11 protein-coding genes are annotated in these 8,837 nt (G+C 68.1%); 4 read left to right on the forward strand and 7 right to left on the reverse strand.

Annotated features, from left to right (window positions below):
• Positions 1-596 (reverse strand): DUF445 family protein (locus tag ACNPM4_RS18700; protein ID WP_448986710.1); only part of this gene is annotated, 596 nt, incomplete at its 3' end.
• Positions 597-630: 34 nt separating this feature from the next.
• On the opposite strand from ACNPM4_RS18700, the gene ACNPM4_RS18705 reads away from it, so the two are divergent.
• The gene (locus tag ACNPM4_RS18705) at positions 631-903 is read left to right on the forward strand and encodes a metal-sensitive transcriptional regulator (RefSeq protein WP_029262067.1); all 273 of its coding nucleotides are present in this window, start codon (positions 631-633) and stop codon (positions 901-903) included.
• 38 nt (positions 904-941) lie between these two features.
• Here ACNPM4_RS18705 and ACNPM4_RS18710 read toward each other — a convergent pair whose 3' ends face one another.
• The 6 genes from ACNPM4_RS18710 to ACNPM4_RS18735 all read right to left on the reverse strand — a co-directional run bounded on the left by ACNPM4_RS18710 (position 942) and on the right by ACNPM4_RS18735 (position 6,986).
• Positions 942-2,336 carry an aspartate aminotransferase family protein gene (locus ACNPM4_RS18710; RefSeq protein WP_448986712.1) on the reverse strand — a complete coding sequence of 465 codons (1,395 nt, stop codon included), beginning with the start codon at positions 2,334-2,336 and terminating at the stop codon, positions 942-944.
• Positions 2,333-2,800, reverse strand: coding sequence for an Lrp/AsnC family transcriptional regulator (locus tag ACNPM4_RS18715; RefSeq protein WP_448986714.1), 468 nt, complete (start codon positions 2,798-2,800; stop codon positions 2,333-2,335). Before ACNPM4_RS18715 ends, ACNPM4_RS18710 begins: the two co-directional genes overlap by 4 nt.
• A gap of 86 nt (positions 2,801-2,886) precedes the next feature.
• The gene (locus ACNPM4_RS18720) at positions 2,887-4,047 is read right to left on the reverse strand and encodes an acyl-CoA dehydrogenase family protein (protein WP_448986715.1); all 1,161 of its coding nucleotides are present in this window, start codon (positions 4,045-4,047) and stop codon (positions 2,887-2,889) included.
• Positions 4,044-4,802 (reverse strand): alpha/beta fold hydrolase, encoded by a 759-nt coding sequence (locus tag ACNPM4_RS18725; protein ID WP_448986717.1) that lies wholly within the window; start codon positions 4,800-4,802, stop codon positions 4,044-4,046. Before ACNPM4_RS18725 ends, ACNPM4_RS18720 begins: the two co-directional genes overlap by 4 nt.
• A gap of 58 nt (positions 4,803-4,860) precedes the next feature.
• The gene (locus tag ACNPM4_RS18730) at positions 4,861-5,781 is read right to left on the reverse strand and encodes a sugar kinase (RefSeq protein ID WP_448986718.1); all 921 of its coding nucleotides are present in this window, start codon (positions 5,779-5,781) and stop codon (positions 4,861-4,863) included.
• On the reverse strand, positions 5,778-6,986 hold the full coding sequence (locus tag ACNPM4_RS18735) for an MFS transporter (protein WP_448986720.1): 1,209 nt from the start codon (positions 6,984-6,986) through the stop codon (positions 5,778-5,780). The genes ACNPM4_RS18730 and ACNPM4_RS18735 overlap by 4 nt, the downstream gene beginning before the upstream one ends.
• 390 nt (positions 6,987-7,376) lie before the next feature.
• Here ACNPM4_RS18735 and nrdH point away from each other — a divergent pair, with 390 nt between their 5' ends.
• From nrdH to ACNPM4_RS18750, 3 genes are all read left to right on the forward strand, one after another.
• Positions 7,377-7,610, forward strand: coding sequence for a glutaredoxin-like protein NrdH (gene nrdH, locus ACNPM4_RS18740; RefSeq protein WP_028503264.1), 234 nt, complete (start codon positions 7,377-7,379; stop codon positions 7,608-7,610).
• Between the two features lie 6 nt (positions 7,611-7,616).
• Complete coding sequence (nrdI, locus tag ACNPM4_RS18745; RefSeq protein WP_029262703.1) at positions 7,617-8,051, forward strand: class Ib ribonucleoside-diphosphate reductase assembly flavoprotein NrdI; 435 nt, start codon at positions 7,617-7,619, stop codon at positions 8,049-8,051.
• Positions 8,052-8,116: 65 nt separating this feature from the next.
• A partial coding sequence (locus ACNPM4_RS18750; protein WP_448986721.1) for a ribonucleotide reductase N-terminal alpha domain-containing protein occupies positions 8,117-8,837 on the forward strand: 721 nt, incomplete at its 3' end.

The following is an 8,837-nucleotide window of genomic DNA, read 5'->3' on the forward strand; positions in this document are numbered from 1 at the left end:
ACGGCGCCGTGATGTGCGTCGGCCTCGACGATCTTCTCGAGCCACGCGCCCGCGGGAGGGCCCCACTCCGGAGCGACGAGGTGCTCGCGCGCGAGGTCGGTGATGAGGTCGCGCACGTCGTCGTCGCTCAGCGCGTTGAGCACCGCTGTCGCGATGGTCGCCCCCTCGGCGCCGACACGCTCGGCGTGCGGAGCCTCGCGCAGCCATTCGCCGGCACGGAGGGCGATCCGCGTGCTCGACAGCTTGGTGCGCACGACATCGCCCGCCAGGAAGTTCGTCTCGACGAACTCGCCGAGGCTCCGGCCGATCTCGTCCTTGCGGCTCGGGATGATCGCGGTGTGCGGGATCGGCAGTCCCAGCGGGCGGCGGAACAGCGCGGTCACGGCGAACCAGTCCGCGAGCGCGCCCACCATGCCGCCCTCTGCCGCGGCACGGACATAGGCGAGCCAGTCGAACCGCTGCTGGAAGGCGAAGGCGAACACGAAGACCACTGCCATGAACACCAGCGCTCCGAGGGCGACGGCCTTCATCCGGCGGAGCGCGCGCAGGCGTTCCTGGTCAGCGGGCGAGAGCTGCGTCATCGGTGTTCGCGGCATGACGTCATCCTTTCACGGGCGGTAGCCTCGAGACGTGATCGAAGACATCAAGAAGCGCGCCCTGCACCGCACCAGCATCCTCGAGGGGCAGATGCGCGGCGTCGCGCGGATGATCGAGAACGAGGAGTACTGCATGGACATCATCACGCAGTCGCGTGCGATCCAGCGTTCCCTCGAGTCGCTGAACCGGCTGCTGCTCGAGAACCACCTCCGCACGCACGTCACCCACATGTTCGATGCGGGTGGAGACGAACGCGACAAGGCCGTGGTCGAGCTGCTCAAAGCCTTCGACTTCGACTCCAAGTAGCCGGTTCTCGTCCGCCCACCTGCGACGGATTCGACGCCTTAGAGCACCGACTGCGCGCGCGTCAGCACGTCACGGAGGATCTGCTCGATCTCGCGGAACTCGGCCGGCCCGACGGTGAGCGGTGGCGCGAGCTGGATGACGGGGTCGCCGCGATCGTCGGCGCGACAGTACAGTCCCGCCTCGAACAGCGCGGGGGAGAGGAACCCACGCAGCAGCCGCTCGGACTCGGCGCCGTCGAAGGTCTCCTTGGTGGCCTTGTCCTTCACGAGCTCGATGCCGAAGAAGTACCCGTCCCCGCGCACGTCACCGACCATGGGCAGGTCGAGCAGCTTCTCGAGCTCGGCGCGGAAGAGCGGAGAGTTCTCGCGGACATTCGCGTTGAGTCCCTCCTCGTCGAAGATGTCGAGGTTCTCCAGTGCGACTGCTGCGGAGACGGGGTGACCGCCGAACGTGTAACCGTGCGGGAACGAGACGTCTCCCTTCGAGAACGGCTCGTAGATGCGGTCGCTGACGATCGTCGCACCGATGGGGGAGTATCCGCTCGTCATGCCCTTGGCGCACGTGATCATGTCGGGCACGTAGCGGAGGCCCGTGCAGGCGAACGTGTGGCCGAGGCGCCCGAAGGCGCAGATGACCTCGTCCGACACGAGGAGCACGTCATGGCGGTCGCAGATCTCGCGGACGCGTGCAAAGTAGCCGGGAGGCGGCGGGAAGCAGCCGCCGGAGTTCTGCACCGGCTCGAGGAACACCGCGGCGACCGTGTCGGCACCCTCGAACAGGATCATCTCCTCGATGCGGTCTGCCGCCCAGCGTCCGAAGGCCTCGAGGTCGTCGGCGGGCGCGCCCATCTCGGCCGCGCGGTAGAAGTTGGTGTTCGGCACGCGGAAGCCGCCAGGGGTGACCGGCTCGAACATCGACTTCATCGCCGGGATGCCGGTGATCGCCAGCGCTCCCTGCGGGGTGCCGTGGTACGCGACCGCCCGGGAGATCACCTTGTGCTTGGTGGGCTTCCCCTGCAGCTTCCAGTAGTGCTTCGCGAGCTTGAACGCGGTCTCGACGGCCTCGCCGCCGCCCGTGGAGAAGAAGACTCGGTTGAGGTCGCCCGGAGCCTCGTCCGCGAGACGGTCGGCCAGCTCGATCGCCGCCGGATGCGCATACGACCACAGCGGGAAGAACGCCAGCTCGGATGCCTGCGCGGCGGCCGCCTCGGCCAGCCGTCGCCGACCGTGCCCGGCGTTCACCACGAACAGGCCGGCGAGGCCGTCGAAGTACTCCTTGCCCTTCGCGTCCCAGATCCGATGGCCGTCGCCTTTGACGATGATCGGGACACCGGACGCGGCCATCGTGGACTGCCGGGCGAAGTGCATCCAGAGATGGTCCTTCGCCATCGTCTGCAGCGCGGACTCCGACGGGATGGTGCGTGCGGTGTTCATCTGGTCCCCCAGTTGTAGAGCTGCTTCTGCAGCTTCGCGTAGATGAAGGTCTCGGTGGAGAGGACGCCGTCGATCGGGCGGATGACGTCGTTGATCAGAGACAGCAGGTCGTCGTCGTCCTCACAGACCACCTCTGCGAGGACGTCGAAGGAGCCGACCGTGATGACGACGTAGTCGACGGCATCGATCGCCGCCACGGCCTCGGCGACGTGTCGTGTATCTCCCGACACGCAGATGCCGATCATCGCCTGCCGGGGAAAGCCGAGCTGCATCGGATCGGTGACCGCGACGATCTGCATCACCCCGGACTCCGTCAGCCGCTGCACGCGCTGCCGTACGGCGGCCTCGCTCAGGCCGACCACGCGACCGATGTCGGAATACGAGCGGCGTCCGTCTTCCTGGAGCAGCTCGATGATCGTCTTGGAGATCGCGTCGAGTGTGGGATTCTTCTTCACCGGACCCATGGTGCGATCTTCGCACTCGTCACCGCGTCAGGCAACCGATTCCGCGGTCGCGACGTGCTTCATCGACGGAACCGGCGGGAATGCGCTCAGGACTCGATCGGACCCAGCAGTGCGCTCGCCGCGGTGGAATGCGCGGATTCGGGGTCGGAGGGGTGGAAGGCACCCGCCAGCACGTCGCGATACAGCCGGGACAGCTCGTTCGCCGAGAAGTAGGAGCCACCGCCCGCCACGAGCATCGCCTCGTCGACGACGTGCTTGGCCATCGTGATCGCGCGGTGCTTGACGCCCGAGAGCAGCGGGAACCAGCGCGCCCCGTTGTCGACACGATCGTCGACGTCGCGGGCGAGCGCCGCGATCTGCGGAGGCAGCGCGTCGTACGCGAGCCCCATGTCGGCGATGCGCCAGCGGATGTCGGGGTCCTGGCTGTAGGCCAGCCCGGTCTTCTTCGAGTGCCGCTTCTGCGCGGTGGCGATCGCCAGCTCGAGTGCGCGCCGGGCGATGCCGGTGTACACCGAGGCCAGGAGGATCTCGAACACCGAGAAGATGCCGAACACGATCGGGTCGGGGCTGGGACCGGGATCGATGCGGCGCACCACGTGCGCGGCATCCGCCACTGCACCGTTCAGCCGCGTGGTGCGGCTCTGCGTTCCGCGCATGCCCAGGGTGTCCCAGTCATCGGAGGTGGTGACGGCATCCGTCCGCTCCACGAACGCGAACACCAGCTTCGGCGCGTCGGGGCTCGTGGTGTCGAGGCCGTGCAGGCCGAGCCGCGTCCACACCGGGGCGAGAGACGTGAAGATCTTCGTGCCGGTGAAGGCGTAGCCGCCGTCCCCGTCGGGCACGGCGGCGGTGTCGCTGCCGAACAGGACCAGGTCGTTGCCGCCCTCGCTGATGCCGAAGGCGAAGACCTCGCGGGCGACGGCACCGTCCTGCACGAACTCGAGGCCCGGAACGCCGCGGTCGGAGAACACCTTCGCCACCCCGGTCCACACCAGGTGCATGTTGATGGCCAGCGCCGTCGCCGGAGCGGCACCCGCCAGTCGCTGCTGGAGGAGCGCGGCCTCGGCGAGACCGAGGCCCGCCCCGCCGCGCTCAGTCGGCACGAGGATCGACAGGTAGCCGGCGGCGCGCAGCTCGTCGAGGTCCTGCCGGGGGAAGGTGTTCTCGCGGTCGTGGATCGGCGCGCGCTCCCTGATCCGTTCGAGAAGGTCGTCGGGCAGGAAGGCCGTGGGATCGAACGTGCTCATGCGAGTGCCTCCAGAAGCTGACGGACGGATTCGTCCGGGCGATCACGGTGCAGCGAATGTCCTGCACCCTCGACGACGGACAGGGTGATCAGCGGATTCGCGGCGAGGACTTCCGCGGCGAGGTCGCCGGTGAAGATGCTGTAGACCGCGGGATCCGCACCGATCACGTGTGTCGGCACGGTGAGGCGCGCGGCGTCGGCACGCACATCCCACGGCTGGTTCTGGACGCTGGTCTGCTCCACCGCCCAGGCGCTGGCGCGCAGGACGGCGTCGACTTTGAGCTCCTGGTCCTGCGGATGCCAGTGCGGGTGCTCCTGCTGCACGACCTCGAGCCGGGTGTCGGCGAAGGCGCGCTCCTGGCTCCGGCGGACGATGGCCGCGTCGCGTCCGTCGACATGGATCGCGGGATCGATGAGCACGAGGCGTCGCGTCCATTCGGGGGAGGATGCCGCCGCGACCGTGCTCGCCGCGCCGCCGAGGGAGTGTCCGATGACCGCGTCCCACGCTCCGCCGTCCGTCGGATGGGTGGCGGCGAGGTCGGCACCGTAGGCGGCGACGGAGTAGTCGAGGGAGCGCGGGGCGTCGCCGTGGCCGCGGAGGTCAACGGCCGTCGCATGCCAACCTGCCTCTGCGAGAGCGTCGCCCAGGCGCCACATGAGTGCGCCCGATGAGCCGAGACCGTGGACCAGCAGGGCCCGCCGAGAGGCCGACGGAGTGCCCCACGAGAGGCGGGGCAGCGTGAGCGGTGCAGGCATGGCACCAGCCTACGACCGGGAGAGGCGACGGTCCCTGCGCGTACTGGCCGGGGGAGTGTCAGTCGAGCGGCGGCAGAGCCGGCAGGTCGGCCGCGATCAGCAGCACTCTCTCGGCGGCGGCGTGACCCGCGGAGAGGCGTGCGGCGAGGTCGGCGCCGTCGAGGGTCGCCGCCAGGAAGCCGGAGGCGAAAGCATCGCCCGCGCCGACCGGCTCGACCACGTCGACCACCGGAGCGGGGACGAACACGGGCTCGGCGTCGCCGTCGTACGCGGTCGCGCCGATGTCGCCGTCCTTGACGATCAGCAGCGCGCAGTTCGGCAGGAAGGCCCGGATCTCGGCCGCCGTCGCGGTGCCCCAGATGCGTTCGGCCTCGTCGCGTCCGACGAAGGTGATGTCGGCGGCGTCGGCCAGGCGGGCGAGGGTCTCGGCCGCGTTCTCCCGGCTCCACAGCGGGCGGCGGTCGTTCACGTCGAAGGACACCAGCGCACCGGCTGTGCGCGCATCGGCGAAGAGCCGGTCCACCATCTCGCGGCAGGATGCGGAGAGCGCAGGCGTGATCCCGGTGGTGTGCACGATGCGCACGCCGTCGAGCCGCTCCGGCGTCAGGAACCCCGCCTCCATGCGAGAGGCCGCGGAGCCTCGGCGGTAGTAGTAGACGGAGGAGGACTCGACGCCCGGATCCTTGAACATCACGCCGGTCGGGGTGGTGTCGTCGCGCTCGACCCACAGCTCGACGCCGCGACGCTCGAGCTCCGACGCGATGCGGTCGCCGAGCGGATCGGCGCCGAGGCGGGATGCCCACGCCACGCGGTGCCCGGTCGCGGCGACCCCGGCCGACACGTTCGACTCCGCCCCGGCGATGCCGATCGTCGCGTGACCGGCTGTCGCGAGTGCGGCATCGGTCGGTGTGATCAGCGCCATGGTCTCGCCGACGCAGACGATCTCGGGTGCGGAGACGGGGGAGGAGGTGGAGCTCATGAGGGGGTGACCGCCAGGGGTTCGGTGTCGGGATACGGGCTCGCGTCGCGATGACGCAGGTCGGGGAAGGAACGGACGAAGACGATGGAGACGAGCAGGCCGACCGCGGCGAAGATCGTGGCGGCCAGGTAGGCGCCGCGCCAGTCGCTCGCATCGACGAGGAACCCGGCGACGGCGGATCCGGCTGCCGCGCCGATCAGCTGCCCGGTGCCCGCCCAGCCGAAGGCTTCAGCGGTCTCGCTGAACTTCACGCTGGCCGAGGTGATGGCGAAGAGCACGGCGAGGGCGGGAGCGATGCCGATGCCGGCGAGGATCAGGGTGCCGCCCAGCCAGAACACGTTGAGCATGACCATCGTGAGGCCCAGGCCGATCGTGACGATCAGCAGGCGGCGCGCCATGGCCCACGGCCCGATCGGGATGTGGCCGAACGCCAGGCCGCCCGCCAGGCTCCCCGCCGAGAACACGGCGAGCACGAGTCCGGCCGCGAGACTGCCGTGCTCGAAGGTCGCGACGACGCCCACCTCGACCGCCGAGCAGGCGCCGATCAGCAGGAAGCCGATGACGGTCGCCAGCAGCACGGGAGGTTTGAGGACGACCTTGCCAAGCGCATTGCGGCTGCGCGGGATGCGCACCCGACCGACCTCGGGGGAGAGGATGAACCAGGCGCCGCCGCCGACGAGGATGATCGCCACCAGCAGCAGGCCCTCCGCCGTCCCGATCTGGGTGGAGACCAGGGTGATGACGACCGGCGCCAGCACCCAGATGATCTCCTGCAGCGAGGCGTCGAGGGAGAACAGCGGCGTGAGGTTCGAGGAGTTCACGAGCTTCGGGTAGATCGTGCGTGCAGCGGCCTGCACGGGCGGGGTCGAGAGCCCCGCGACCATCCCGAGCAGCATGTAGCCCGGCACGTCGAGCGGCAGCAGGGCGAGCCCGAGCACGGTGACGACGCAGACCGAGAGGGTGAGGGTGATCACCCGTCGCATGCCCCAGACGCCCATCCACCGACTCGTGATCGGGCCGGCGACGGCCTGCCCCACGCTGGTCGCGGCGAGGACGAGGCCGGCGGACCCGTACGACCCGGTCTGCTGCTCGACGTGCAGCAGGATCGCGAGGGACATCATGCCGTTGGGGAAGCGCGCGGTCAGCTGAGCCGCGATCATGCGCGCCACTCCGGGCGTGCGAAGAAGGTCCCGATATCCCGCCACCAGACAACGGTACCGGGCCTCGAGTGTGGTCGTGGAAGAGGTCGTGCGGCGACACGCCCGCGACACGCCGAAAGTCCGATTCCACAGGAAACGAAATGTCTGAGGGGCGGCGTAGCGTGCCCCCTGTGGATGGATCGTTCACAGGGGCTTCCCAGCCGCGATTTCTCGCGGTTCGCGAGCCTCGCGAAGGGGCCTCAGCCTGTGGAAGAAACGGTGGAGAACCTGTGTTGTATCTGTAGAGAACGGTGGATAACTACACGGATGTAACTACTACCCCTTGTGGTCGCCCCCAATGTCGGTCCCCATATGTAGTATTGAAGTCCCGGCAGGGGGTCTACCGGGAAACAGCCTGATGAGAAGCAGGCCAGAGATTTGAGGGGTTACGAAAAGATGTCGATCACGGTCTACACAAAGCCTTCCTGCGTTCAGTGCAACGCCACCTACCGCGCCCTCGATGCCAAGGGCATCGAGTACGAGATCCTCGACCTTTCCGAGGACCCGACGGCGCTCGAGCAGGTCAAGGCGCTCGGCTACCTGCAGGCACCCGTCGTCGTCACCGACGAGGGTCACTGGTCGGGCTTCCGTCCCGACAAGATCGACGAGCTCGCCTCCCGTCTGGCGTGACGACCCATGAGCGCCGTCGCGACCGCAGCGCCGCTCCTGATCTACTTCTCGAGCGTGTCGGGTAACACTGCGCGCTTCATCGAGAAACTCGGACTCCCGTCCCGACGCATCCCCCTCCACCGGCACGAAGAAGATCTCGTCATCGACGAGCCGTTCGTGCTGGTCACCCCCACCTATGGCGGGGGCGCGGGGCGCGGCGTCGAGAAGGGCGCCGTCCCCAAACAGGTGATCCGGTTTCTCAACGACGAGCGCAACCGGCGCCACATCCGCGGAGTGATCTCCGCGGGCAACACCAACTTCGGCGATGCATTCTGCCTCGCCGGTGACATCATCAGCCGCAAGTGCCACGTGCCGCACTTGTATCGGCTCGAGATCTTCGGCACACAAGACGATGTGGATCGCGTGAGCGACGGATTGGAACGACGGTGGCAGCTTCAGTGACCGAGACAGTGGCATTCAAGGCGAACCCTGCATACGAGGGTCTCGACTATCACGCCCTCAACGCGATGCTCAACCTGTACGACGCGGACGGGAAGATCCAGTTCGACGCCGACAAGCGCGCGGCGCGGGAGTACTTCCTGCAGCACGTGAACCAGAACACGGTGTTCTTCCACTCGCTCAAGGAGCGTCTGGACTACCTCGTGGAGAAGGAGTACTACGAGGGTGCCGTCATCGAGAAGTACTCGATGGAGTTCATCCAGAAGCTCAACGATCTCGCCTACGGCAAGAAGTTCCGCTTCGAGACGTTCCTCGGCGCGTTCAAGTACTACACGAGCTACACGCTCAAGACCTTCGACGGCAAGCGCTACCTCGAGCGCTTCGAGGACCGTGTCGTCATGACCGCGCTCGGCCTCGCCGACGGTGACGAGAAGCTCGCGGTCGCCCTCGTCGAGGAGATCATCTCCGGTCGCTTCCAGCCGGCCACCCCGACCTTCCTCAATGCCGGCAAGGCACAGCGCGGCGAGCTCGTCAGCTGCTTCCTGCTGCGCATCGAGGACAACATGGAGTCGATCGCCCGCGGCATCAACTCCGCGCTGCAGCTCTCCAAGCGCGGCGGCGGCGTGGCGCTCCTGCTCTCGAACATCCGCGAGTCGGGTGCGCCGATCAAGCAGATCGAGAACCAGTCCTCGGGCATCATCCCCGTGATGAAGCTCCTCGAAGACAGCTTCAGCTACGCCAACCAGCTCGGTGCCCGTCAGGGTGCGGGTGCGGTGTACCTCAACGCGC

The sequence above is a fragment of the Microbacterium umsixpiens genome (assembly GCF_053543675.1).

Bases quoted from the DNA above. Each gene is read 5' to 3' on its own strand.
- ACNPM4_RS18710 (WP_448986712.1), bottom strand. From the start codon at position 2,336: ATGAACACCGCACGCACCATCCCGTCGGAGTCCGCGCTGCAGACGATG.
- ACNPM4_RS18715 (WP_448986714.1), bottom strand. From the start codon at position 2,800: ATGGGTCCGGTGAAGAAGAATCCCACACTCGACGCGATCTCCAAGACG.
- ACNPM4_RS18720 (WP_448986715.1), bottom strand. From the start codon at position 4,047: ATGAGCACGTTCGATCCCACGGCCTTCCTGCCCGACGACCTTCTCGAA.
- ACNPM4_RS18725 (WP_448986717.1), bottom strand. From the start codon at position 4,802: ATGCCTGCACCGCTCACGCTGCCCCGCCTCTCGTGGGGCACTCCGTCG.
- ACNPM4_RS18730 (WP_448986718.1), bottom strand. From the start codon at position 5,781: ATGAGCTCCACCTCCTCCCCCGTCTCCGCACCCGAGATCGTCTGCGTC.
- nrdH (WP_028503264.1), top strand. From the start codon at position 7,377: ATGTCGATCACGGTCTACACAAAGCCTTCCTGCGTTCAGTGCAACGCC.
- nrdI (WP_029262703.1), top strand. From the start codon at position 7,617: ATGAGCGCCGTCGCGACCGCAGCGCCGCTCCTGATCTACTTCTCGAGC.